Annotated in this window: 19 protein-coding genes; 4 read left to right on the top strand and 15 right to left on the bottom strand. The window is 66.6% G+C overall.

What is annotated here, in order from left to right:
- The first annotated feature begins 1 nt into the window (after position 1).
- The 3 genes from IEW02_RS10530 to allB are packed head-to-tail and all read left to right on the top strand — an operon-like array spanning position 2 to position 3,478.
- Positions 2-1,123: a glycerate kinase gene (locus IEW02_RS10530; protein ID WP_188544733.1), complete on the top strand. Its 1,122-nt coding sequence runs from the start codon at positions 2-4 to the stop codon at positions 1,121-1,123.
- Positions 1,120-2,175 (top strand): allantoicase, encoded by a 1,056-nt coding sequence (gene alc / locus IEW02_RS10525; protein WP_188544732.1) that lies wholly within the window; start codon positions 1,120-1,122, stop codon positions 2,173-2,175. The genes IEW02_RS10530 and alc overlap by 4 nt, the downstream gene beginning before the upstream one ends.
- Positions 2,162-3,478, top strand: coding sequence for an allantoinase AllB (allB, locus tag IEW02_RS10520; protein WP_188544731.1), 1,317 nt, complete (start codon positions 2,162-2,164; stop codon positions 3,476-3,478). Before alc ends, allB begins: the two co-directional genes overlap by 14 nt.
- Before the next feature lie 31 nt (positions 3,479-3,509).
- On the opposite strand, the gene IEW02_RS10515 is transcribed toward allB, so the two are convergent.
- Genes IEW02_RS10515 through IEW02_RS10490 form a run of 6 tightly spaced genes read right to left on the bottom strand, consistent with a single transcriptional unit; the run spans position 3,510 to position 11,058 of the window.
- Complete coding sequence (locus tag IEW02_RS10515; RefSeq protein ID WP_188544730.1) at positions 3,510-4,589, bottom strand: XdhC family protein; 1,080 nt, start codon at positions 4,587-4,589, stop codon at positions 3,510-3,512.
- A complete protein-coding gene (locus tag IEW02_RS10510) occupies positions 4,589-6,031 on the bottom strand; it encodes an NCS2 family permease (RefSeq protein ID WP_188544729.1) in 1,443 nt (480 codons plus the stop codon). Before IEW02_RS10510 ends, IEW02_RS10515 begins: the two co-directional genes overlap by 1 nt.
- Positions 6,028-8,367: a xanthine dehydrogenase family protein molybdopterin-binding subunit gene (locus IEW02_RS10505; RefSeq protein WP_229745932.1), complete on the bottom strand. Its 2,340-nt coding sequence runs from the start codon at positions 8,365-8,367 to the stop codon at positions 6,028-6,030. The genes IEW02_RS10510 and IEW02_RS10505 overlap by 4 nt, the downstream gene beginning before the upstream one ends.
- A complete protein-coding gene (locus IEW02_RS10500; RefSeq protein WP_188544728.1) occupies positions 8,364-9,719 on the bottom strand; it encodes an 8-oxoguanine deaminase in 1,356 nt (451 codons plus the stop codon). The genes IEW02_RS10505 and IEW02_RS10500 overlap by 4 nt, the downstream gene beginning before the upstream one ends.
- A complete protein-coding gene (locus IEW02_RS10495; RefSeq protein ID WP_188544727.1) occupies positions 9,716-10,189 on the bottom strand; it encodes a (2Fe-2S)-binding protein in 474 nt (157 codons plus the stop codon). Before IEW02_RS10495 ends, IEW02_RS10500 begins: the two co-directional genes overlap by 4 nt.
- 2 nt (positions 10,190-10,191) lie before the next feature.
- On the bottom strand, positions 10,192-11,058 hold the full coding sequence (locus IEW02_RS10490; RefSeq protein ID WP_188544726.1) for an FAD binding domain-containing protein: 867 nt from the start codon (positions 11,056-11,058) through the stop codon (positions 10,192-10,194).
- 129 nt (positions 11,059-11,187) lie between these two features.
- Between IEW02_RS10490 and IEW02_RS10485 the strand changes: the two genes are divergently transcribed.
- Positions 11,188-12,681, top strand: a complete 1,494-nt coding sequence (locus IEW02_RS10485) for a PucR family transcriptional regulator (protein WP_188544725.1) — start codon at positions 11,188-11,190, stop codon at positions 12,679-12,681.
- 10 nt (positions 12,682-12,691) lie between these two features.
- Here the strand turns inward: IEW02_RS10485 and IEW02_RS10480 are convergent, their stop codons facing one another.
- The 9 genes from IEW02_RS10480 to rnc all read right to left on the bottom strand — a co-directional run bounded on the left by IEW02_RS10480 (position 12,692) and on the right by rnc (position 25,584).
- Positions 12,692-15,064 carry a lysylphosphatidylglycerol synthase transmembrane domain-containing protein gene (locus IEW02_RS10480; protein ID WP_188544724.1) on the bottom strand — a complete coding sequence of 791 codons (2,373 nt, stop codon included), beginning with the start codon at positions 15,062-15,064 and terminating at the stop codon, positions 12,692-12,694.
- 36 nt (positions 15,065-15,100) lie between these two features.
- Positions 15,101-15,802: a response regulator gene (locus IEW02_RS10475; protein WP_188544723.1), complete on the bottom strand. Its 702-nt coding sequence runs from the start codon at positions 15,800-15,802 to the stop codon at positions 15,101-15,103.
- A complete protein-coding gene (locus IEW02_RS10470) occupies positions 15,799-18,318 on the bottom strand; it encodes a sensor histidine kinase (protein ID WP_229745931.1) in 2,520 nt (839 codons plus the stop codon). The genes IEW02_RS10475 and IEW02_RS10470 overlap by 4 nt, the downstream gene beginning before the upstream one ends.
- 7 nt (positions 18,319-18,325) lie before the next feature.
- Complete coding sequence (locus tag IEW02_RS10465) at positions 18,326-18,967, bottom strand: potassium-transporting ATPase subunit C (protein ID WP_188544722.1); 642 nt, start codon at positions 18,965-18,967, stop codon at positions 18,326-18,328.
- A 3-nt stretch (positions 18,968-18,970) separates the two neighbouring features.
- The gene (kdpB, locus tag IEW02_RS10460; protein WP_188544721.1) at positions 18,971-21,061 is read right to left on the bottom strand and encodes a potassium-transporting ATPase subunit KdpB; all 2,091 of its coding nucleotides are present in this window, start codon (positions 21,059-21,061) and stop codon (positions 18,971-18,973) included.
- On the bottom strand, positions 21,058-22,863 hold the full coding sequence (kdpA, locus tag IEW02_RS10455; RefSeq protein ID WP_188544720.1) for a potassium-transporting ATPase subunit KdpA: 1,806 nt from the start codon (positions 22,861-22,863) through the stop codon (positions 21,058-21,060). Before kdpA ends, kdpB begins: the two co-directional genes overlap by 4 nt.
- Positions 22,864-22,865: 2 nt before the next feature.
- Positions 22,866-22,964, bottom strand: a complete 99-nt coding sequence (gene kdpF / locus IEW02_RS10450) for a K(+)-transporting ATPase subunit F (RefSeq protein ID WP_188544719.1) — start codon at positions 22,962-22,964, stop codon at positions 22,866-22,868.
- Between the two features lie 966 nt (positions 22,965-23,930).
- A complete protein-coding gene (mutM, locus tag IEW02_RS10445) occupies positions 23,931-24,803 on the bottom strand; it encodes a bifunctional DNA-formamidopyrimidine glycosylase/DNA-(apurinic or apyrimidinic site) lyase (RefSeq protein WP_188544718.1) in 873 nt (290 codons plus the stop codon).
- Between the two features lies 1 nt (position 24,804).
- Positions 24,805-25,584 carry a ribonuclease III gene (rnc, locus tag IEW02_RS10440; protein ID WP_188544717.1) on the bottom strand — a complete coding sequence of 260 codons (780 nt, stop codon included), beginning with the start codon at positions 25,582-25,584 and terminating at the stop codon, positions 24,805-24,807.
- Positions 25,585-25,589 lie beyond the last annotated feature (5 nt).

The raw sequence follows: 25,589 nt of genomic DNA, 5'->3' as shown, positions 1-25,589 counted from the left end.
CGTGACCCGAGTTCTGTTGTCTCCGGACAAGTTCAAGGGATCGGTGACCGCGGCCGAGGTAGCCGCCGCGCTCGCCGCCGGGATGACCTCGGGTGATCCGACGTGGGACATCGTGTCCTTGCCGGTGGCGGACGGCGGCGACGGAACCGTCGACGCCGCCGTCGCGGCCGGATGGGACCGGGTGCGCGTCTGGACGACGGGCCCCACCGGTAGTCCCGTCGACACCTCCTATGCACGACGAGGCGAGGTCGCAGTCGTCGAGCTCGCCTCGTCGGTGGGATTAGGTCTGTTACCCAGTGGTGTTCCGGACCCCCTGGGCGCGAGCACGTTCGGTCTCGGAACCGTTGTCGCTCATGCCCTGACGGCTGGCGCACGCAGCGTGGTGATCGGACTGGGCGGGAGCGCATCCACCGACGGTGGCGCCGGCCTGCTCCGTGCGCTGGGGGCACGGATCCTCGACGCGGAGGGACACGACCTACCAGAGGGTGGCGGCTCGTTGCGCGAGGCCGCCGAACTCGACCTCGCCGGTGTTCTTCCGGCGGCACGTGCTGCCACATTCCAGCTTGCCTGTGACGTCGACAACCCGTTGCTCGGTCCACTCGGCGCCACCGCCGTGTACGCCCCCCAGAAAGGAGCCGACGCGGAACAACTGCTCGTCCTCGAACAATCGATGATGCACTGGGCGTCCCTTGTCGGCTACGACTCGACCGCGTCGGGGGCGGGTGCTGCAGGCGGAACTGCCTACGGCGCCATGGCGGTTCTGGGTGCCACCGTGCGGTCCGGTATCGACACCGTCCTGGAACTCGTCGATTTCCACACCCAGCTGCAGACCGCCGACCTCGTCGTCACCGGCGAGGGCTCACTCGACGAGCAGAGTCTGCACGGCAAGGCGCCCATCGGTGTGGCAACGGCTGCACACCGGTGTGGTGTTCCGGTCGTCACCGTCTCCGGACGAATCGTGCTGAGTCGCGACCGGCTGGCCGAGTACGGCGTCGTGGAGTCCTATGCCCTGTCCGATCTCGAACCCGACCTCGGGACGTCCATCCGATTCGCGTCGACTCTGTTGCGACGGATCGGCCGCACCATTGCAACATCAACACACATCTTCGAAGGAGTTTCATGACAACCCAGCCGTTCACCGGTTTCACCGACCTCGCCTCGCGAGCTCTGGGCGGCAGCGTGTGCGCCGCCAACGACGAGCTCTTTGCTCAGCGCGAGAACCTCATTCGGCCGGAGGCGCCGTTCTTCGATCCGAACGAGTTCGGACACAAGGGCAAGGTGTACGACGGGTGGGAAACGCGTCGTCGGCGCGACGACGGACACGACTGGGCGATCGTGCGACTGGGCGCCGCGGGCATCGTGCACGGGGTTGTCGTCGACACGGCTTACTTCCTCGGCAACTACCCGCCGTTCGTGTCTGTCGAAGCCGCATCCGTCGAGGGCTACCCCTCCGTCGACGACATCGAGAAGGCCGAGTGGTTCACGATCGTCGACAAGTCTGCTGCCGTCGGCGGCACGGCCAATGCCTACCCCGTCGACGACAGACGTCGCTGGACTCACGTGCGCCTCAACATCTTTCCCGACGGCGGGGTAGCTCGCTTCCGAGTGCACGGCGACGTGGTTCCGGACCCGCGGTTCCTCACGGGCACCGTCGACCTGCTCGCCGCGGAGAACGGCGCCACCCTGACGGCATGTTCCGACGCGTTCTACTCGTCTCCGGCGAACATCATCATGCCCGGCCGCGCCCGCAACATGGGCGAGGGATGGGAGAACTCGCGTAGACGTAACGGCGGCAACGACTTCGCGGTCTTCGCGCTCGCAGCGGCCGGCGTTCCCCGGCACCTCGAAGTGGACACCAGCTACTACGTGGGCAACGCACCCGGGTGGGTTCGGGTCACCACAGCCGACGCCCGTACATCGGACATCGAGAACGCCACAGCGTGGCAAGAACTGCTGCCTCGCACCGCAGTGCAGCCGGACACCCGGCACCGCTTCGCCCTCGAGACCGACGACGCCGCGACTCATCTGCGCCTCGACGTGTTTCCCGACGGCGGTCTGTCGCGCTTGCGGTTGTTCGGTGACCTGGACTCCGAATCGCTGGCCGACGCCCGCGCACGATGGTGGGACGCACTGCCCGCCGAGCACCGATCGCAGGTGCCACATGTCGGTGCCTGATCTCGACCTGATCGTTCATGCGCCGCGTGCCATCGTGGACGGCGTCGAGATCTCCTGCACCGTCGGCGTGCACGACGGCATCGTCGTCTCGATCGACTCCCGCTCGTCTGCAACAGAAGTCGTGCAACTGGGACCCGGCGAGGTCCTGATTCCCGGCTTGGTCGACACCCACGTTCACGTCAACGAACCGGGGCGCACGGAATGGGAGGGGTTCGCGAGTGCAACCAGGGCCGCCCGCGCGGGCGGCATCACCACCATCGTCGACATGCCGCTCAACAGCATCCCGCCCACGGTCGACGTCGACGCACTTGCAGTCAAGCGCGGTGTCGCCGCCGAACAGGCGAGTGTCGACGTCGGCTTCTGGGGTGGCGCAGTGCCCGGCAACCTCGACCAGTTGCGCCCGTTGCACGACGCCGGGGTCTTCGGTTTCAAGTGCTTCCTCCTCCACTCGGGCGTCGACGAATTCCCGCCCCTGTCGGCGGCGGAGCTCGAGAAGGCCATGATCGAGATCGCCGCGTTCGACGGGTTGCTCATCGTGCACGCCGAGGACGCGGCCACCATCGACGCAGCGCCGGCGCCGACCGGTTCGGCGTACTCCGGCTTCCTGAACTCGCGCCCGCGGTCGGCCGAGAACCGGGCAATCGCGCAGGTGATCGACCTATCGCGTCGGACCGGGTGCCGGGTGCATATCCTTCACCTCTCCAGCGCCGAGGCCCTGCCGATGATCGCGACCGCGAAGCGGGACGGTATCCGGATCACCGTCGAAACGTGCCCGCATTACCTGTGTTTCGATGCCGAGCACATCTCGTCGGGTGCAACGCAGTTCAAGTGCTGCCCTCCGATCCGCGAGGCCGGCAACCGAGAGTTGCTGTGGCAGGGCCTCGCCGACGGAGTCATTGACACCGTCGTCACCGATCACTCCCCCTGCACTGTGGACCTCAAGCAGCTCGATACGGGCGATTTCGGTGACGCGTGGGGCGGGATCGCGTCGCTGCAGATTTCGTTGGCGGCGGTGTGGTCCGAAGCCCGCACCCGCGGTTTTTCGCTGGGCGACGTAGTGCGGTGGATGGCCACGAACACGGCCGATCAGGTGGGACTGGCTGATCGCGGGCGTATCGCCGTCGGCTGCACCGCCGATCTCGTCGTCTTCGCGCCCGACGCCTCGTTCACCGTCGACGCGCAGACGCTGCTGCACAAGAACCCGGTGTCGGCCTACGACGATCGAACGTTGACGGGAATGGTGCGTCGGACGTGGGTGCGCGGGTCGGAGTCCGAACGGGGCCGGTTGCTCACGCGCGGTTGAGATGTGAGTACTCCGGCCTGAGCCGAGTACATCACGCTCTCATTCGATCCGAACCATGTGAAGCCCCGTGATGTATCGGCCCCTCGGTCACCGACAAGGGAACCCCGCTCCCCCCGCGCCGGACGGCCAGGAATTCGGCGGCGATGGCCACGGCGGTTTCCTCCGGCGTCCGCGCTCCGAGGTCCAGCCCGATCGGTGATTTCAGTCGACCCAGTTCTGTGTCCGTCATACCGATTTCCCGCAAGCGCAGAAGCCGGTCGTGATGAGTGCGCCGTGAGCCCATGGCCCCGACGAACGCCACCGGGAGGCGCAGCGCGACCTCGAGCAGCGGCACGTCGAATTTGGCGTCGTGCGTCAGAACACAGACGACGGTGCGCGAATCGATCTGTGTGCGAGCGAGATACGTGTGCGGCCATTCGACGATCACCTCGTCGGCGTCCGGGAAGCGAGTCTGCGTGGCGAACACTGGGCGCGCATCGCACACCGTCACGCGGTAGCCGAGGAAAGATCCGACGCGGGCCACAGCGCCGGCGTAATCGATGGCTCCGAAGATCAGCAACCGCGGCGGCGACGCGTACGACGAGACGAACATCTCGACGTCGGGCCGGCACCGGACCGACCTGATGCCGGTGCTGCCGGAGTCGAGCATGGCCCGAGCCTCACCGATCGCGACCTGATCGATATCGGCGAAACCCGTTGTGCCCACAACACGAGCATCCGACACAGCCATCATCGAACCGGCGTCGTCGAGCATCTGAACGGTGGCGACCGCATCGCCGAAGGATTCCACGATCGACCGCTCCGGGGCCGGTGCCACGAACACCTCGATCTCGCCACCGCACGTGAGCCCGACTGCGAACGCGTCGTCGTCGCTGTACCCGAAGGTCTGGCGAACCGAGACACCGGTAGCAAGCACCTCCTGGCACAGCGCGTAGACAGCGCCCTCGACACACCCTCCCGAGACGCTGCCCACTGCTTCGCCGTCGGATGCGACGGCCATGGCGGCACCGGGCGATCGCGGCGCACTGCCCGATACCGAGACGACCGTGGCCACGGCGTACCGAAGGCCCTCGTCGTTCCATGCGAGCAGCCGCGCCGCGATGTCCTTCATCAGGAAATGCCCAGCGCTTCCTCGAGGGGGTGCAATGCGAAGTACACCACGAAGATCGCGGACATCACGTACAGCAGCCAATGCGTCTGTCGGAACTTGCCTTTCGCGAGACGGACGATGGTGTACGAGAGCACACCGGCAGCGACGCCGACGGTGATCGAGTACGTGAACGGCATCAAGACGATCGTGAGGAAGGCAGGAATTGCGATCTCGGTGTCCTCCCAGTCGATCTTGCGAACGTGCGTCATCATCAACGCGCCGACGAGGACGAGCGCCGGTGCGGCGGCGCCGACCGGGACCACTCCGGCCAGCGGGGTGAAGAAGATCAGACTGGTGAGCAGACCGCCGGTGACCACGCTGGCAAGCCCGGTGCGCGCACCTTCGGCGACTCCGGCCGCAGATTCGACGACGGCCGTGTTTGCCGATCCGTTGATCGCGCCACCGACGATGGCACCGATGCCGTCGACGGTCAGGATGCGGCTCAGGCCGGGGAGCCGGCCTTCCTTGTCGACCAGTCCCGCTTCCTCACCGACGCCGAGGATGGTGCCCATCGCGTCGAAGAATCCGGACAGAACCAGCGTGAACAGAACCACCGATGCCGTTACGACGCCGGCGCGTGCGAACCCGCCGAAGATGTCGACGTTGAACAACAGATCGAATTGCGGTGTGGCGACGATGGAATCGGGCACCTTGGGTACCACTGGACCCCAGGATTCCGGCGCGATGTCGAATACCGAGTTCAGAATGATTGCCAGGTTGGTGGCGATGAAGATACCGATGAGCATCGCCCCCGGTACACGGCGGACGAACAGAATCATCATGATGACGAGGCCGACGCAGAAGACGAACACCGGCCAGCCGGCCAATTTCCCGAACACTCCTAATGTGACTGCCGTGGAGGAGTTGTCGCCGTAGCCGACGAAGCCGGCGTCCACGAGACCGATCAAGGCGATGAACGCGCCGATGCCCACTCCGATGGCCTGCTTCAGCACTCGCGGAATGGCGTCCATGATCAGCTGGCGAATCCCGGTGAGCGCCAGGATCACGATGATGACGCCTTCGAGCACCACCAGACCCATCGCCTGTGGCCACGTCATGTACGGAGCCGCCTGGAACACGACGATCGGCGTGACACCCAGCCCGGCCGCCATCGCGAGCGGTGCGTTACCGACCACGCCCATCAGCACGGTGGTCAAGCCGGCCGACAGTGCGACCATCGTGCTGAGCTGCGCAGGATCGAGCATGGCTCCGGTGACGTCCTTTGCGTCACCGATGATCAGCGGAATCAGCACGATGAGATAAGCCATGGCGACGAAAGTCGTGACACCGCCTCGGATCTCGCGGGAGATGGAGGACCCGCGTCCGGTGATGTCGAAGAAGCGGTCGATCTGAGATCGCCGGCCACCGGCGTCACGAGTGTTCGTGGGGTCGAGTTTGGTCATGATGACGCCCTCTCCGGATCCGCGGCGGGATCGGTGATGTGTTCGGGTCTGATGGGTACACGCGTCAACGCCAGTCCGGTGGCGTCGCGAACGGCCGCGACGATCGCGGGCGTCGAGGACAGGGTCGGGGGTTCGCCGGCACCACGAAGGCCGTAGGGCGCCAACGGGTCCGGGTTCTCCAGAATGTCCAGCTTCATGGTCGGCATGTCGAGGATGGTGGGGATCAGGTAATCGGTGAACGACGGGTTCTTGACCAGCCCGTTCGTCACGACGATCTCCTCCATGACGGCGAGGCCGAGGCCCTGGGCCGATCCGCCGTGAATCTGTCCCTCCAGCGACAGTCGATTCAGGATCTTGCCGACGTCCTGCACGGCCGACATCTCGACCACCTTCACCAGGCCGAGGTCGACGTCCACGTCGACCACCGCTCGGTGCACACAGAGCGCGAGCTGGGTGTGGCTGGCGCCCTGTCCGGTCACGGGGTCCATTCCCGTCGTGGGGCGGTGATGGAACTCGCGGGTCTGCTCGATCACCCGGTCTCCCAACACGTCTTCGAGGGTCGTGAGGACACCGTCGGTGGCAGAGACGATCTTGCCACCGTCGAGCGACAGGTCGGCGACGGCCCGTCCGAGGTGCAGCCCGGCGAGAACGAACACTGCTTCGCGCACCGCCTCGCACGCGACCTTGACTGCGCCACCGGTCATGTAGGACTGACGCGAGGCCGACGAGGATCCGGAGTTGCCGACAGTGGTGTCCGCGGGGTGAATGGTCACCTTGGTGACGCCCAACTCGGTGCGGGCGATCTGGGCTTCGAGCGTGACCAGGCCCTGGCCCACTTCGGCCGCGGCGGTGTGTACCAACGCCGTTGCTTCCCCGCCGATCACCTCGAGCCGTACCCGTGCGGTGGAGTAATCGTCGTAGTTCTCGGAGAAGCAGATGTTCTTCAGCCCCACTCCGTATCCGACACCTCGGACGACTCCTTCGCCGTGCGTCGTCTGCGACGCACCGCCGGGTAGGTTCCGGATGTCCGAGCTGTCGAGCGGCGACGGCATGGGCATGGCTTCGGCTCGTGCGAGCATCTCCGCCAACGGCGCGGGCGCCTCGATGACCTGCCCGGTCGCCAGGAGCGATCCTTGGCTGACGGCGTTGACCTGACGGATTTCGACCGGGCTCATTCCGCAGGCCTGCGCCAACTTGTCCATCATGGACTCGTACGCGAAACATGCTTGCACAGCGCCGAATCCGCGCATGGCGCCGCAGGGCGGGTTGTTGGTGTACACCCCGTAGGCGTCGATCTCGATGTTCGGAATGACGTAGGGACCGACGCCCAGGGATGCCGCGTTGCCGACGACGTTCAGGGTCGCAGAGGTGTAGGCGCCGCCGTCGAGGATGATCTCGACGTCCGCGAACACGAGCTTGCCGTCACGGGTGGCACCGTATTCGTAGTGCATCTGCGCCGGGTGGCGGTGCACGTGCCCGAAGAACGACTCGTACCGGTTGTAGACGATCTTCACCGGCTTGCCGGTGTGCATCGCGAGCATCGCGGCGTGGATCTGCATCGACAGGTCCTCACGACCGCCGAACGCGCCGCCGACGCCGGCGAGGGTCATGCGGATCTTTTCTTTGGGCAATCCGAGGCACGGACCGATCTGCTCGAGGTCGTTGTGCATCCACTGCGTGGCGACGTACAGGTCGACGCCCCCGTCCTCGCCGGGAATGGCGAGGCCTGATTCGGGTCCGAGGAACGCCTGGTCCTGAATGCCGACGCTGAAGTCGCTGCTGACGATCACCTCGGCTCGCGCACGCGCCGATGCGACGTCGCCCACCCGAACGGGCTGATGACGCGCGATCCCGCCTCGGTCCTGCACCTTCGGGTAGGTCGGGTCGAGCGCGGCGCGTCGGGCGTCGCACAGCGGTTCGAGGACCTCGTAGACCACCTCGATCTTTTCCATTGCGCGGCGGGCGGTTTCGGGATGATCGGCGGCGACGAGCGCGATCGGCTCACCTTCGTGGCGCACCTCGTCGAACGCGAGTACGGGCTGATCCCACGTCCCGTCCAGTCCGTAGCACTTGCGTCCCGGCACATCGTCGTGCGTGAGGACGGCTTCGATGCCGGGGACGGCGAGCGCCTTCGAGATGTCCACCGAGACGATGCGGGCACGTGGATGCGGGCTGCGCAGCGTGGCTCCGTAGAGCATGCCGTCGATGAACAGGTCGGACGAATAGGCGAACTCGCCCTTGACCTTCAGGGTGCCGTCGGGACGCAGGGGGCTGTCCCCCACCCGCCCGAGACCGGGGGCGGCGATAGCGCCCGGGAACGTCGTCGGGGCGCTCACAGGACGTCCTTCGCAAGCTCCATGAGGCGGCGGTGGGCGTCGGCACCGGCTCGGGCCGCCTCGTCCTGCGGCACGCTCACCAGAACGTCGTCCTCGACGATCGTGCGACCACCCACGAGAAGGTGCGCCAACGGCGGGGTCTGCCCGTACGCGAACGCCACGATCGGATCGTCCACCGCCGAGTAGAAGCCGGTGGTCCGCCAGATCGCGATGTCCGCGAGCTTGCCGACCTCGAGGGACCCGATCTCGTCCTGACGTCCGAGAACGCGGGCGCCGCCGAGTGTGCCGATTTCGAGTGCCTGGCGAGCGGTCAGTGCCGTGGGCCCGTACTTCGCCCGCTGCATGTACATCGCCTGCCGCACTTCGCCGGCGAGCGGGACCATTTCGGCGGAGGCCGATCCGTCGACGCCCAGGCCGACGGATGCGCCGGCCGCGAGCAGGTCCGAGATGCGGGCGATGCCGGCCCCGAGTCGTGCGTTCGAGCTGGGGCAGTGCGCGACACCTGTGCCGGTGGCGGCGAGTGTCGCGATGTCCTTGTCGTGCAGGTGGACTGCGTGCGCGAACCACACGTCGTCACCGAGCCAACCGACCTGCTCCATGTATTCGACCGGGGTGCAGCCCATCTGCTCTATGCAGTGTTCTTCTTCGTCAAGCGTCTCGGACAGGTGCGTGTGCAATCGAACACCCTTGGCGCGAGCCAGAGTCGCCGATTCGACCAGGAGGTCCTTGCTGATGGAGAACGGTGAGCACGGCGCCACCGCGATCTGCAGCATCGACCCGAACGATGCGTCGTGGTAGGTGTCGATCGCGTCGGCCGTCGCAGCGAGAATGTCGTCCAGCGTCTCGACCACCTCGTCCGGCGGCAACCCGCCGTCGGACACACCACGGTCCATCGATCCCCGGCACGGCTGGAACCGAACTCCGATGCGCGCTGCGGAGTCGATTTCCGCGGCGAACAGGTCGCCGCGGCCCTTCGGAAAGATGTAGTGGTGGTCCGTCGTGGTGGTGCAGCCCGTCTTGGCGAGCCAACCCAGTCCCGCGAGTGCGGCTCTCCCCACCACGTCGGCATCCATCTTGGACCACGGCTTGTACAGCGCAACAAGCCATTCGAAGAGCGTGTTGTCCTTCGCGAGGCCTTGAGACGCCCACTGATAGAGGTGATGGTGGGTGTTGACCAGACCGGGGGTCACGAGGCCACCTCGGGCGTCGATCAGTTCGGCTCCCGGAGTCGTCGGCGCGGGCCCGGAGCCGATCGCGCTGATGGTCGTACCGTCGATCACCAGGTAACCGTTGGCGATTTCCTTTCCGACGATGGGGGCGATGTATGCGTTGTGAATGATGCGGACGGTCATCGGGCGTCGGCCTTTCGAGTGGCAGCGAGGCGCACCGCGTCGAGAATCTTCTCGTAACCGGTGCAGCGACAGAGGTTTCCGGCGAGAGCTTCTCGTATCTCGACATCGGAGGGGTCGGGTACGCGCTCGATCAGATCGTGCGCCTGCACCACGAGTCCCGGGGTGCAGAAGCCGCACTGGACGGCGCCGCATTCGACGAACGCCTCCTGCATCGGGTCGAGCTTGTCGCCGTCGGCCAGACCTTCGACCGTCCTGATCTCGCGACCCTCCACCTGTCCCGCTGCGACCAGGCACGCACACGCCGGAACACCGTCGAGATAGACCGTGCACGAACCGCATTCGCCCTGCTCACACGCATTCTTCGAGCCGGGAAATCCCATCCGCTCACGCAGGAGGAAGAGCAGGCTCTCGCCCTCCCAGACGTCGTCGGCACTCTGTTCGGAACCGTTGACCGTGCAGTTGACACGCATGTTCAGGCCGCCTTCTTCTCGCTCGTGTAATCGCGCCACGCCCAGCCGAGCGTTCGCTTCGCCATGACCGACAGCGCATGTCGCCGGTAGTTCGCGGTGCCCCGAACGTCGTCGATCGGGCTGGCTGCCTCGCGCACCAGGTCACCGAACCGCTGCGTCACCGCATCGTCCAGATCGGCGTCCCAGTCGAGTTCCGCCGCGAGAAACTCCTCGGCAGCGTAAGCCCGCCGCGGTGTGGGTGCAGCGGAACCGATTCCGGTGCCCACGCGGCGCTCGTCCGGGAACAGCGCGATCGAGAACGAGCACACCGCGATCACCATCGCGTTTCGGGTGCCGATCTTCGAGAAGTATTGCGGCCCTGCGGCGGGCGGCAGGTGGAAGGCGCGAATGAGCTCGTCCGGTTCGAGGCAGTTGCGTTTGACGCCGAGATAGAACTCCGTTGCCGGAATCATGCGGGTTCCGCGGGCAGCGGATTCGGCCTCGATGACCGCGCCGCCGGCCAACAGCGGTGCGTGCAGATCGCCGGCGGGCGATGCTCCCCCGAGGTTGCCGCCGACCGTCCCGCGGTTGCGGATCTGGGGGGACCCGACGGTTCGCGATGCCTGCGACACGCCCGGCAGGCGGTCCCCCAGCTCGGAGATGATGCGCACGTACGGCACCCCAGCACCGACCCGAAGGGTGCCGTCTGGAGCTTCCTCCCAGGTCGCCAATTCGGCAACCGGATTCAGATCGAGCAACGCCGCCGGCCGGTGCAGGTCGAAGTTCATTTCGACCATGACGTCGGTACCCCCTTGAATGGGCACGGCATCGACGTCGTCCGCCTTGGCGGCGAGTGCATCCGCCCAGGTCTGAGGCCGTAGAAAATCCATGTGTGTCAGCTCTCCGCTCGAAGATCGTCGTCTGTCACATCAGTACAGCCCTCGATCGGCCCGCGAGCGAGACGCAGGAACGACAGACTATGACCCCCATCACAGCGTGCAGCCTGTAGGTTCCTACGAATGAGGGTGCACGACCTGCTTGCCATGCCGGAGTTGGGCCTCGACGTCCTGGTCCCGGACAGTCACCGCGACCCGACCATCCGCTGGGTGGTCACCACCGACATGATCGATCCGAGCCGGTACCTCACCGGTGGTGAGCTGGTGCTGACCGGTCTGATGTGGCGCACCGATGCTCACGATTCTGACGTCTTCGTCCGATCCATCGCAAAGGCGGGTGTCGCTGCGCTCGCCGCGTCGAAGGACGGTGTGGTGCCCCCGGACCTCGTCGACGCGTGCCGCCGACACGGCGTTCCGCTCTTTCTCGTTGCGGCGACGGTGTCGTTCGCGACGGTGACCGAGACGGTCGTGCGACAACTCTCCACCGGACGCGCGTCGGATCTACGTTCCGTACTCGACCGTCACCGCCGCCTCGTGGCCACCGCCGGCGGCAGCGGTCTGGGCCCCCTGCTGGAGTTGGTCGCGGAGGAGTTGGGGTTGGACTGCGCAGTGCTGACACCGAGCGGCCGCGTCCTCGCCCCCACCACCCCCATTCCCGACGGTATCCGCCCCGAGACTCTCGCTCGCGCGTTCCTGACCGCACGTCTGGTCCCTCACGTCGAGCAGGGAATCTCGCTGTTCGCCGTGGACGGCGACTCCGCCTCCCGGGTCGTCGACTGGATTGTCGCTTTCGGAAGTGATTGGCAGAGTTGGCCTCCCGAGCGTCTGGCCTTGGCCGAGGAGCTGGTGGCGATCGTCGCTCTCGAGCGTGAGCGCACGGACGACAGGCTGGGAGTCTCGGGCCGGTTGGCGCAGCAGTTCGTTCGTTCGGTGGTGTCGGGCGAACGGGTGAGCGAGCAGATGCATCTGATCGGTCTCGACGAGGCGAGCCGTTACGTGGTGGTGGCCGCGAGTGTGTCCGGCGGCACGGTGCGACTGGGTGAGGTCCGATATTTGTTGCGAGACTTGCTCGGCGGCGAACCTGCGATCGGTGTCGTCGACGGTGAGGTGATCGCGGTGGCGCCCACCTCCGACGACATCACTGCCGGCGTGGCCCGCGCGGTGACGCGGCTCGGACCGGGACTGATCGACAGCGACCTCTCGATCGGGGTGAGCGGTGTCGTGGCTGCGGGTGAGTTGCGTAGCGCCGTCGAGGAAGCCCGTCAGGCTCGACGGCTGGCGGCTCGGCGCACCGACGACGTTCGCGTCGTCGGTCACGACGAGCTTGCGACCCTGGTGCTGCTTCTTGCCAGTGTGCCGGACGACATGCGTCAGCTGTTCCGGTCGCGCCTGCTCGATCCGTTGCGGGTGTACGACGCCAGTCATCAGAGCGAACTGATTCCGACGTTGGCGACGTTCCTGGACTGCAACGGGTCCTGGACGACCTGCTCGGAACGCCTTCACCTGCACATCAATTCGGTGCGTTACCGCATCGCGCGAATCGAGGAGCTGACCGGCCGTGACCTCTCGCGCCTGGAGGATCGTGTCGAGTTCTTCCTGGCGCTACGCATGACCTGATTTTCGAACCTCAGATCATCTCTTTCTTACCGAGCCACCGCAGCGTCGGCCAGCCGAGGAACACCGGCAGCCAGCAGGTGAGCACTCGGTAGAGCAGCACCGACGGAACCGCGATACTCGCCGGGAGCCCGAAGGCCGCCAACCCGCCGATCAGCGCTGCTTCCACGGCACCCACTCCGCCCGGTGTCGGCGCGGCGGACGCGAGGGTGCCGCCGATCATCGTCACGACGGTGACGGTGACGAAGGTGGTTCCGCCGCCGAACGCCTCGATGCTGACCCAGAGTGCGAACGCCGCACCGAGAGTGGTTGCGCCGCAGCCCAGGACGATGAGCAGGAAACGTCTGGGGTCGCGGGCGAGTTCGAGGAGATCGCGCGTGACCTCTGCGAGCTGCGGGCGCACGGCTGTGCGCAACCACCGCCGTAGGGTCGGCACGAAGAGCACGGTTCCCAGAACACCCAGCGCTACACCGGAGATCAGATACAGCACGGTCGGGTCGGGTACGAATTTCGTCAACTCTGCCGACGTTCCCGCGACCACGCTGAAGAGCACGAGCAGCGTGACGTGGGTGATCACCTGCATGGACTGCTGCAGCGCCACCGCGGCCGTGGCGCGGGTGACGCCGAGACCACCCTTCTGCAGGAACCGCACGCTCAGCGCCAGGCCGCCGACACCGGCGGGAGTGGTCGTGGCGGCAAATGTGTTGGCCACCTGCATGATCGTCAGATTCTTGAAGCTGACGAGTCCGGATGCGCATGCCCACAGTGCCGCGGCGGCACCGACATAGGTGAGCGCGGACACGGCCAAACCTGCTGCGGCCCAACGCCAGTCGATCGAGCCGAGTTCGGTCACGAAGGTCGGGACGGCGCTGAAGAACGGGTACGCCACGTACACGAGCGCGAACAGGAGAACCAGCTGAATGATCTGGTTGCGGGTGAAGCGGGTGACCTTCTCGGTGGTGATCGACGTGGCACCGGTCCGGTCGAGCACGGTGTCGCGGACCGTCGTCATGACTTTCTTCGCCTCGGGAACGGCACTGCGAACTCGCCGCGGGATCGCTGCCCGCGTCAGGCGCCCGGACGCGGCGAGCACCACGTCCTCCCCGAGGGTGTCCACCGCTGCCGTCACCGACGGTCCGTCACCGTAGATGGCGGCCGTGGTCAGCAGCAGCTGGGCCACGTCCGACTGCAGTTGCGCATCCGTCGCGCCCAGCTCCGCGGCGCCGAAACCGTCGAACGTCGCTGTGCCTTCGGACACGCGGAGCTCGGCGGCGCGGAGGTCACCGTGCGATATCTGCCGGCTGTGCAGTTCCCCGAGCGAGCGCCAGACGGCGTGGACGTCCGAGCCACGTTCGGGTTCGAGTAGTTCACCGCGAGCGGCACTGTGCGCGTAGAGCATCCACCCGCGTTCCAGCGATGCGACCGCGAGCGGTGTGCTGGCCGCCAAGGCAAGGTCGCCGATGGCGATGGACATGAGAGCACGGTGCTCCACGGCCCGTTGCAGGGATGCGTGCAGTGGCGCCGTCTCGCTCGGCCGGAACGTGGCCACGCGCCAACCCTGGCTCAGCGCGCCGCCGCTGCGCTGGTTCAGCCCGTACAGCTCGACGACCACCTCGGGTGTCGCGTCGTCCGACGCGGCCGAGAGCACCAGTGGGCCGCGACCGGCCGGCGACAACACCGTGAACGAGGTGACCGAGATACCGCGCCGATCGAGCACGCGTACGGCCGAGGCCAACGGCACCTCCAGCGCCGGCGTCCCGACCACCCAGACCACCACGGCGCCGGTCAACCACCCGACGACGAGTCCGAGCAGCGAGCGCGCGGGCACGACGGTGCTCACCACGAGGTGGATCGGGATGAACGCGAGGAGCAGCGTCCACCAGGTGCGGCGCCACTTGGTCGGCAACCCCGGACCGGACACCGTGAGCACGGCCGCCACGATGGCGATCCACCGTGGGTCGTCGAGGAACTGCGAGAGCAGGGTGTCGATCCGCGTCGATTCGTCGATGTGCCAATTCGGCGCGGACAATCCGGTACCCGAAATAGACAATGCGAACGCCGCCAGAAACGCAGCTGCGACGAAACCGCCCAGCAGTTTCCACCGGCGAGCGCCGATCAACCCGATGAGAATGGTGAACGGGAGAGCAAGAATGGACACGCCGTAGACGATGTACACCACATTCGAGACGCCCGGACTGAGCACGCCGACGATATCGGAAACGGACCGTTCGAGCGCTTCCCATTCGCCGCGGGTGACGAGCGAGGTGACCACCACGGCCACGAGCACGACTGTGGCCACCACAACTCGCACGATGTCACTCGTCCTGCGGGTCAACGGCTGCAGCAGACTCCCTGCCACCGTGATCTCACGTCCATCGACTCGCACGAGAAGTCAACTTACGCGACTCCGGTGGTCGAACCGTCATTCGCGGAAGCGATAACCCATTCCGGCTTCGGTCAACAGATGTCGAGGGTGCGCCGGATCCGGCTCGAGTTTGCGCCGCAATTGGGCGAGATAGACGCGCAGGTAATGCGTCTCCGTCTCGTAGGCCGGTCCCCACACTTCCCGCAGCAATTCGCGCTGACCGACGAGTTTGCCGCGGTGCCGCACCAGAGTTTCCAGCATTCCCCACTCGGTCGGTGTGAGGTGCACGGCCGCGCCGTCCCGGGTGACCGTCTTGGCCGACAGGTCGACGGTGAACGCGTCGGTGACGACGACGGGTTCCGCCTCCACCTCACCGGACGCAGCGCCCCGGCGTACGGCGGCGCGGAGTCGGGCGAGGAACTCGTCCATTCCGAACGGCTTGGTGACGTAGTCGTCGGCCCCCGCGTCGAGGGCGTCGACCTTGTCGGAGGAATCAGTGCGCGCGGAGAGCACCACGACCGGCACCTGCGTCCACCCGCGCAACCCGGCCAGGACCTCGGTGCCGTCGAGATCGGGCAGTCCGAGGTCGAGCACCACGACGTCGGGGCGCGTCTCCGCCGCGGCCCGAAGTGCACCGGCACCGGTGGACGCCGTCGTCACCTCGTATCCCCGCACACTGAGGTTGATGCGAAGGGCCCGGAGAATCTGAGGTTCGTCGTCGACCACCAGAACCCGGGTGGGCGCCTGCCGGTCGCTCACCGCGCCGCCGTCATCGCCGGGTCCGCAGGAAGGTCGACGGTCATCCGCACGCCGCCGCCCGGTGTCTGCGACGCTGTGACCGACCCGCCCATGGCTTCGGTGAACCCCCGGACGACCGACAATCCCAGCCCGACTCCGGTGGTGTTGTCGCGATCGCCGAGCCGCTGGAACGCGTCGAACATCGTGCCGGCGCTGTCGGCGTCCACGCCGGGTCCCTGGTCTGCGACGCTCAACAGGACACGCCCGTCGGCAGGCACGGCCGACACCGACACCGCGCTGCCGGCGCCGTGTCGGACCGCGTTGTCGATGAGGTTCGCCACCACGCGCTCGAGCAACCCGTCGTCCGCCAGTACCGACAGGTCCCCCACGTCGACCGTCAGCCGAGACCGCGCGGGCCCGACCGCTGCCGACGCTCGGTGCACGACTTCGTCGAGGAAGACCGGGGCGGAGATCGGTTTCACGGCGCCCGCGGCGAGACGCGAGGAATCGAGAAGGTTGCCCACCAGGGCGGTGAGCTGATCGGTCGACTCCTCCACCGTCGCAAGTAATTCCGCGGTGTCCTCCGGCGAGAAGTGCACGTCGTCGCTGCGCAGGGAGGACACCGACGCCTTCACCGCGGCGAGTGGCGTGCGCAGATCGTGCCCGACAGCGGAGAGCAACGCCCGACGCAACCGATCCGACTCCGCCAAAGCTGTTGCCGCCGACGCCTCCTCGGCGAGCTGTTCCTGGCGTATCAGCCCGACGGCCTGATTCGCCACCGCGACGAGCACCCGGCGATCACCGGCGCGGGTGCGCCCACCCGCGAGCAACAGTGCGTAGTCCCCTCCCGACACCTCGATGGCGGTGTCGGCGGCATCCACGGTGTCCGGCGGGTCCTGTCCCACCGATTCGACCACCTCGTGTCCGCCGCGCACCACGGCGACGGCCCGCTGCCCGTAGGTTTCGCGCACCCGTTCGAGGAGCGCCGGAAGGTCGGCGCCGCGCAGCACCGAGCCCGCGAACAGGGCGAGCAACTCCGCCTCCTGCGATGCTCGGCGGGCCTCGCGGGATCGTTTCGCGGCCGAATCCACCAGCACCGCAACGGCAACGGCGACCATGAGAAGCACGACCGTGGTGACGAAGTTGTCCGGCTCGGCAATGGTGAAGCTGTAGAGCGGATCGGTGAAGAAGTAGTTGAGCAGCAACGCCGAGAACAGTGCCGACAGAGCCGCCGGCGCCACTCCACCCAGAAGTGACACCGCCAGCACCACGACGAAGAACAGCGCGCTCTCGCCGCCCAGTTCGAGGTAGTCGTCGAACAGCGAGATGAGAGCGGCTGCGAGGGCGGGGACGACAACGGAGGCTGCCCACGCCAGCGGTCGCCGCAGCGCCGGCGCCGCGGTCCGCCTGATGCCGCTGCGCGCTTCCTCGTGGGTGACCATGTGGACGTCGATCGTTCCGGAATGCTGCACCACCGACGAGCCGATTCCCTCGTCGAAGATCCGCGCCCACCGCGAGCGCCGGGACGTGCCGAGCACCAGCTGGGTCGCGTTCACGCCGCGAGCGAATTCGAGAAGGGTGGCCGGGACGTCGTCGCCGACGATGCTGTGCACGGACGCGCCCAACGCCGAGGCGAGAGTGCGCACCTTGCCCATGTTCGATGCCGAGACACCGGCGAGGCCGTCGCCCCGCACGACGTGCAGCACCATCAACTCCGCGCTGGACTTGGCGGCGATTCGGCTGGCCCGGCGCAGCAGGGTTTCCGATTCCGGCCCCCCGGTGACCGCGACGACGAGACGCTCGCGTGCCTCCCAGGTGTCCTCGATGGCGTTGTCGGCGCGGTATCGGGCGAGGGCGGCGTCGACCTGATCGGCCAACCACAGCAACGCCAGTTCCCGTAGAGCAGTGAGGTTACCGCGCCTGAAGAAGTTGCTCAGGGCCGCGTCGATCTTCTCGGCCGCATAGACGTTTCCGTGAGAGAGTCTGCGGCGCAACGCCTCCGGCGTGATGTCGACCAACTCGACTTGAGCCGCGGCCCGCACGACCGCGTCGGGGACCGTTTCACGTTGCACGACGCCGGTGATGCGCTGCACCACGTCGTTCAGACTCTCGAGGTGCTGGACGTTCAACGTCGACACCACGTCGATCCCGGCGTCGAGGAACTCCTCGACGTCCTGCCAGCGTTTGGCGTTTCGACTTCCCGGGGTGTTGGTGTGGGCCAGTTCGTCGATCAGCACCACCTCGGGCGCGCGGCTCAGGACACCGTCGACGTCGAGTTCGGCAGCCTCGGATCCGCGATACTCGATCGTCGTCGGGGGAAGGACCGTGATTCCCTCCAGCAGTTCTGCCGTTCCACGCCGACCGTGCGTTTCCACGACGCCCGCGAGAACGTCGCATCCTCGCGTCTGCCGTCGGTGCGCCTCCCCCAACATCGCGAAGGTCTTTCCCACACCCGGCGCCGCGCCGAGATAGATGCGCAGTTCCCCCCTGGTCCCGGGGGTGGTCCGCTCGTCGTCGGCGCCGGCGTGGGTGCTCACCTGCCCATCATCCACCCGACGTCGAGCAATCCGGCGCAGTGAGCCCCAGGTCGACGTTCAGCGTGGTGACGTTCACGGTCGGCTGTCCCAGGAATCCGAGCTGACGACCGTCGGTGTTGTTCGACACTAGCGCCCGCACCTCGTCCTGCGACCTGCCGGTCGCCGCCGCGACGCGCGGGATCTGGATGGCGGCGTACTCCGGGCTGATGTCGGGGTCCACACCCGACCCGGAACCGGTCACTGCATCGACCGGAACCGCCGCGGGGTCGACGTTCTCGCGCGCCGCCACCGCAGCGCGTCGCTGCTCGACGAAGGACGCGAGGGTGTCACTGCTCGGGCCCTGGTTCAGCGGAAGCGAGGCCGACGGGTCTCCGGGTGCGAAGGGATCCTCGGCGGACACCGACCCGGTCACCCGAGCGTGGAAATACGGGTCAGGGCCGTCCCCGACTGCGGTGTCGACACCGAGCAGAGAGCTGCCGACCACACATCCGTTGGCATCCGTGAGCGGTGACCCTTCGGCCGAGTGGGACCCGATGCGGCTCACCGCCCAGACCGCAGCGGGATATGCGACACCGAGGACCGCGGTCAGCGCCAGCAGGACCGCGAAACCGGCCACGATCTGTTTGAAGAACACCGAAAATGTACGCATTGCTCAGCCCATTCCAGGAATCAGTCGAACCACGAGATCGATCAACCAGATACCGACGAACGGCGAGATCACGCCGCCCACCCCGTACACGGCCAGGTTGCGACCGAGAAGCTTCGATGCGGTGGACGGTGTGTACCGAACACCTTTCAGCGCAAGAGGAATCAGCGCCACGATGACCAGTGCGTTGAACACCACGGCCGAGACGATGGCCGACTGCGGCGTGGCGAGCCGCATGATGTTGAGCGTGTCGAGCTGCGGATAGAGCGCACTGAACATGGCCGGCAGAATCGCGAAGTACTTCGCGAGGTCGTTCGCCAGCGAGAACGTCGTGAGTGCACCGCGGGTGATCAGAAGCTGTTTTCCCACCTCGACCACCTCGATGAGTTTGGTGGGGTCGGAGTCGAGGTCGACCATGTTGCCGGCCTCCTTGGCAGCGGACGTCCCGGTGTTCATCGCGACTCCGACGTCGGCCTGGGCCAGCGCGGGGGCGTCGTTGGTGCCGTCCCCCGTCATGGCGACGAGCCGGCCACCGTTCTGCTCGCGGCGGATCAGGGCCAGTTTGTCTTCCGGCGTCGCCTCGGCGAGAAAGTCGTCGACACCCGCCTCGGCCGCGATGGCCCTCGCCGTCAGCGGATTGTCACCGGTGACCATCACGGTTCGGATGCCCATTGCCCGCAGCCGCGCGAACCGTTCCGCAATGTGCGGCTTGACTACGTCCGACAGCTCCACGACGCCCAGAACACGGGCCCCGCCGGCTGATTCGGCGACAGCGACGACGAGCGGTGTGCCGCCCGCCTCGGACACCGACTCGACCGAATCACGTACCGCAGTGTCGACCGCGTCGCCTCCCTGTTCGCGAACCCAGGTGAACACGCTGTCGGAGGCGCCCTTTCGAATCTGCCGCCCGTCGACGTCCAGACCACTCATGCGGGTCTGAGCGGTGAACGGAACGAACTCACCGCCCGCCGCCGCATCCATGTCCCCACCGAAGTCGCGTGCGACGAGTTCGACGATGCTGCGCCCTTCGGGTGTTCCGTCGGCCAAACTCGACAGTCTGGCCGCGTCGGCCAACTCCTGCAACATGATTCCCGGTGCCGGATGCAGTGCCGTGGCCCTGCGGTTGCCGAAGGTGATCGTGCCGGTCTTGTCCATGAGCAGGGTGTCGATGTCCCCGGCCGCCTCGACTGCCCGGCCGGACATGGCCAGCACGTTGCGCTGCACCAGCCGGTCCATGCCGGCGATGCCGATGGCCGAGAGGAGCGCTCCGATGGTCGTCGGAATGAGGCACACCAGAAGCGCGATGAGCTTGACCGGGTCCTGCGCCGAGCCTGCGTAGATTCCCATAGGTCCGATCGCCACGACGGCGAGGAGAAACACGATGGTCAACGAGGCGAGCAGGATGTTCAGCGCGATCTCGTTCGGCGTCTTCTGCCGGGACGCACCCTCGACCAGTGCGATCATTCGGTCGACGAACGTTTCGCCCTGTGCAGCAGTGATTTTCACGACGATACGGTCCGACAACACCGTGGTGCCGCCGGTGACGGCACTTCGATCGCCACCCGACTCACGCACCACCGGCGCCGATTCGCCGGTGATGGCGGACTCGTCGACCGACGCGATGCCGTCGATCACGTCACCGTCGCCGGGAATGATTTCGCCCGCGGTGACGACGACCTCGTCGCCGACCCTCAGGTCGGTGCCGGCCACGCTCTCGACGGAGCCGTCGGGCAGCCGCCGGTTCGCGAGCGTGTCCCGTTTGACGTTGCGAAGGCTGGCCGCCTGCGCTTTCCCTCGGCCTTCGGCAACGGATTCGGCGAGGTTAGCGAACAGCACCGTGAACCACAGCCAGCCCGTGACGAGCCAGGAGAACACCGACGGGTCGACGACGGCCATGATCGTGGTGATGACGGAGCCGACGAGAACGACGAACATCACCGGATTGCGGGCCTGGTGTCGTGGATCGAGCTTGCGGAATGCGCCGGGTAGCGAAGTCCACAGTTGCTTGGGACTGAAGTAGCCGGAGGTGACGGCAGCGGGGGCACCCGCGTCGGGTGTTGCCTCCGACTGGGTGGGACGGTCGTTGACCAGTGTCATTGCAAAGCCTCCGCGAAGGGTCCCAGTGCGAGCGCCGGGAAGAAGGTGAGCGCCGCGACGAGCACGATCGTGCCGGTCAGCAGACCGACGAACAGCGCTCCCGTGGTGGGCAAGGTGCCGGGCCCGGCAGGACTGCGTCGCTTGGTGACGAGCGAACCGGCGAGTGCCAGCACGAACACGATGGGCAGGAATCGGCCGAACAGCATGGCGATCCCGAGCGAGGTCTGGAACCAGTCGCTGGTCACGGTCAGTCCGCCGAACGCACTTCCGTTGTTGTTCGCTGCCGACGCGAAGGCGTAGAGCACCTCGGTGAATCCGTGGATCGACCCCGGCGTCCCGGGATCGCCGCTGTTGCCCAGCGCTCCGCTCGTGGAACCCAGGATTACCGAGATACCGGTACCGATCAGAACGAGGGCCGGCATGACGAGGACGGACAGCGCGGCCATGGTGATCTCGCGCTTGCCCAGTTTCTTGCCCAGATACTCCGGGGTGCGTCCCACCAGCAACCCGCCGACGAACACGGCGATGACAGCGAGCACGAGCATTCCGTAGAGCCCGGTTCCCACTCCGCCGGGCGCAACCTCCCCGAGGAGCATGTTGAGGGTGATCGCTCCGCCGCCGAGGGCCGACATGGAATCGTGCGCCGAGTTCACAGCGCCGGTGGAGGTTCCGGTGGTGCTGACTGCGAAGAGGGCAGATCCGGGAATGCCGAAGCGTTGTTCCTTCCCCTCCATCATGGCCCCGGCAGCCTGCGCGGCAACGCCTCGCGTGGTCGATTCTGCGGCGAGGGTCACCGCGAGGAGCGCTCCCCACAGCAAGGTCATGACCGCCAGGATCGACAGGCCCTGCTTGCGTTCTCCCACAAGGGTTCCGAACGTGCGGGTCAACGCGACGGGAACGAGCAGCAACGCGATGATCTCGACGATGTTGGACAGCGGCGTCGGGTTCTCGAACGGGTGCGCCGAGTTGGCTGCCAGGATTCCGCCGCCGTTGGTACCGAGCTCTTTGATCGCTTCCTGAGAGGCGACAGGAGCGAGAGCATTCGTGATCGAGCTACCGTCCAGACCCGTCGACGCGAAACTGCTGTGGAACGACATGACGACGCCCTGCGTCAGCAGGATCAACGCCACGACGAACGACAACGGCAGCAGGATCCGCAGGACGCCGCGCGTGAGATCGACCCAGAAGTTTCCGAGTTCACCTCCACTGCGCACACGGACGAACCCGCGGATCACTGCAACCGCCACGGCCAATCCCACTGCGGCAGAGACGAAGTTCTGGACTGCAAGACCGAGAGGTTGGGTCAGATTGCTCATCGTCGTCTCGGGTGAGTACGACTGCCAGTTGGTGTTGGTGACGAAGGAGACGGCCGTGTTGAACGCGACCGAGGGACTGACCCCCGGTAGCGAATTGTTCAGCGGCAGAACACCTTGAACACGTTGCAGCACATACAGAAACAGCACGCCGGCGGCCGAGAACCCCAGCACGCTCAGTGCGTAACCGACCCAGGTCTGTTCCGAGCGGGGATCGATACGGCACAGGCGGTAGAGGAGCGACTCCACGCGCCAGTCGGCCGAGGCCGTCGCCGATCGATTCTGCGGCTGTGGAGCTGATGTCGTCGTCGTGGTGGTCGTCGATCCGTGGGCCTGTTGCGCAGCAGAGCCGACGAGTTCCGCACGCGCGAGAGCATCTCTCGGATTGGTGAACACGCGCGCCATGTAGTCGCCGAGGGGAACGTAGGCGGCAGCGAGCACGATCACGACGGCCGCGATCTGCAGCCCGGCTGCGAGTGCGGGGTTCACGCTCAGAACCTTTCGGGGTCGAGCAGCGCGATCAGCAGGTACACCGCGAGGAGTGCCGCGACCACGATGAGGATCACGCTCTCGATTCCGGCGGCGGTCACTTCTTCACCGTCCGCCCGAGTGAGACGACGGTCAGCACCAGTGCAGCGAAACCTGCTGCGGCGGTGAGTAGATAGGCCAGGTCAGCCATGGGTGCAATCCTCGTGAAACGGCGACGAACTGCCGGCGGTTGCGCGGCAGCTACGCCAGCGTCCACCCCCTACCCGCTCATCTCGGCCTCACTGACGCTCTGTTGACGCCGCGAGCAGGCGTTTTGATGCGATCTTTACGCCCGCCGCGGGGATGACTCGCGCGCTGCACGTCGGCCCCCGTCTGCACTGTGTGTCGGCGCCGGCTTGTGAAGCTTTTTCCGCGGGTAGCGCGGCATTTCCTTCACAACCGTTTTCGGCCGCGTTCCGGCTCGCGGCCTACGGTCCCGCCTCGCGGAGTACGCGCACCGGCCATACGTACGCACCCGCTGCACCCTTGGCCCAGGTCTGCACCGTGCGCGTATGGCTGATCGGCCGGCTTGTGAAGCTTTTTCCGCGGACAGCGCGGCATTTCCTTCACAACCGCTTTCGGCCGCGTTCCGGCTCGCGGCGTACGGTCCCGCCTTCCGGAATACGCGCACCGGCCAGACGTACGCACCCGCTGCACCTCCGGCCCCCGTCTGCATCGTGCGCTTTGTGGCTGATCGGCCGGCTTGTGAAGCTTTTTCCGCGGGCAGCGCGGCAATTCCTTCACAACCGTCGACCCGCACCCGCTGCACCCTCGGCCCACGTCTGCACCGTGTGTCGGCGCCGGCTTGTGAAGCTTTTTCCGCGGACAGCGCGGCATTTCCTTCACAACCGCTTTCGGCCGCGTTCCGGCTCGTGGCGTACGGTCCCGCCTTCCGGAATACGCGCACCGGCCAGACGTACGCACCCGCTCACCCTCGGCCCACGTCTGCACCGTGCGCGAATCGCTGATCGGCCGGCTTGTGAAGCATTGTCCGCGGGTAGCGCGGCATTTCCTTCACAACCGACGCCCTACCCCCGCCTCACCCTCGGCGCCGGCTGACACTTCGGGCAGCTGAAGGACGAGCGATTCATGAACTTTTCGCGACGGATCGCAGTACCGCACCGAGGGCACGGCCGACCCTCCTGCCCGTACGCGGCGAGGGATCGGTCGAAGTACCCGGACTGACCGTTCACGTTCACGTACAGCGCGTCGAAGGACGTTCCGCCCTGCGCCAACGCTTCGCCCATGACGGCGTGAGCGTTGTTCAGCAGACGACGCACCGCGGGTCTCGTCAGCGAATCGGTGAGACGGTTTCCGTGAATCTTGGAGCGCCACAACGCTTCGTCGGCGTAGATGTTCCCGACACCGGACACCACGGTCTGATCGAGAAGTGCGCGTTTGATCTCGGTGTGCTTGCGGCGGATGGCCGCGACCGCCAGTTCGGCGTCGAACAGCGGGTCGATCGGGTCGCGGGCAATGTGCGCGACAGGTTCGGGAACGATGGTTCCGTTCACCTCGACCAGGTCGGCCAGCGCCCACCCGCCGAACGTACGTTGGTCGACGAAGCGCAGCTCGGAACCGGAGTCGAGCATGGTGCGAATGCGCAGATGCTTCTCGTCCGGCGCTGTGGGCGGCTGCACCAACATCTGACCGCTCATGCCGAGATGGACGACGATGGCAAGATCGTCGCCGCCCCGCTCCGCCGTGAGCCACAGGTACTTCCCCCGGCGATCGGCCGCGACAATCGTTCGCCCGGCGAGTTGGGCTTCCAAGTCGAGACTGCCCTGAACGTGCCGACGAGCCGCCCGCGGATGCATCACTTGGACGTGCTCGATTCGCGATCCCACGACGTGCGCATCCAAGCCTCGCCGGACGACCTCTACTTCGGGGAGCTCGGGCAACCTAGGACGACTTCTCCGGTGCGGGAGGCTTCAGCGTGGCCAAGGTCTTCTCCGGAGATTCCGACAGCAGAGTCCATGCGGTGCTGGCGGCACGCTGCTCGGCTTCTTTCTTGGACCGGCCGACACCACCTCCGAGAGCCGATCCGCCGACCAGGACGGTGGCGGTGAACTCCTTGTCGTGATCGGGTCCGGTCGCGGAGATCTCGTACGCCGGCACGCCGAGTCCCCGCTCGGCGGTCAGTTCTTGCAAACTGGTTTTCCAATCGAGACCTGCTCCCAACTTGGGGGCACGCTCGAGCAGCGGCGCGAACAGGCGCAGCACTACTTCGCGAGCGGTGTCGATTCCGTGTTCGAGGTGGATGGCACCCAGGAGGGATTCCATACCGTCGGCGAGGATGGACGGCTTGTCTCGTCCGCCGGTCATCTCTTCACCCTTGCCGAGCATGAGGTACTGCCCGAGTCCACCGTCGCCGAGTTCGCGGGCAACCTCGGCCAGCGCGTGCATGTTGACGACGCTGGCCCTGATCTTCGCCAGCTCGCCTTCGGACTTCTCCGGGAACCGGATGTACAGCGCTTCGGTGACGCTGAGTCCGAGAACCGAGTCGCCGAGGAATTCGAGGCGTTCGTTGGTGGGCAGTCCACCGTTCTCGTACGCGTAGGACCGGTGCGTCAGAGCGAGCGTCAGCAAGGACGGTTCCATGGAAACGCCGAGAGCGACGAGAAGCGATGCGTGATCGCTTTCGTCGCTCTCGGTCGGTGACGCTACGTGTGTGTCGGTCACGGTCT

Source organism: Rhodococcoides trifolii, assembly GCF_014635345.1.
Lineage (GTDB): Bacteria > Actinomycetota > Actinomycetes > Mycobacteriales > Mycobacteriaceae > Rhodococcoides > Rhodococcoides trifolii.
Note: the sequence above shows the minus strand (reverse complement) of the source record. Positions and strands in the feature narration are given on the sequence as shown.

Coding starts and splice junctions, on each gene's coding strand:
- IEW02_RS10515 (WP_188544730.1), bottom strand. CDS start 4,589: ATGAAGGACATCGCGGCGCGGCTGCTCGCATGGAACGACGAGGGCCTT.
- allB (WP_188544731.1), top strand. CDS start 2,162: ATGTCGGTGCCTGATCTCGACCTGATCGTTCATGCGCCGCGTGCCATC.
- kdpB (WP_188544721.1), bottom strand. CDS start 21,061: ATGACACTGGTCAACGACCGTCCCACCCAGTCGGAGGCAACACCCGAC.
- IEW02_RS10485 (WP_188544725.1), top strand. CDS start 11,188: ATGAGGGTGCACGACCTGCTTGCCATGCCGGAGTTGGGCCTCGACGTC.
- IEW02_RS10495 (WP_188544727.1), bottom strand. CDS start 10,189: ATGCGTGTCAACTGCACGGTCAACGGTTCCGAACAGAGTGCCGACGAC.
- IEW02_RS10490 (WP_188544726.1), bottom strand. CDS start 11,058: ATGGATTTTCTACGGCCTCAGACCTGGGCGGATGCACTCGCCGCCAAG.
- IEW02_RS10500 (WP_188544728.1), bottom strand. CDS start 9,719: ATGACCGTCCGCATCATTCACAACGCATACATCGCCCCCATCGTCGGA.
- IEW02_RS10510 (WP_188544729.1), bottom strand. CDS start 6,031: ATGACCAAACTCGACCCCACGAACACTCGTGACGCCGGTGGCCGGCGA.
- alc (WP_188544732.1), top strand. CDS start 1,120: ATGACAACCCAGCCGTTCACCGGTTTCACCGACCTCGCCTCGCGAGCT.
- IEW02_RS10465 (WP_188544722.1), bottom strand. CDS start 18,967: ATGCGTACATTTTCGGTGTTCTTCAAACAGATCGTGGCCGGTTTCGCG.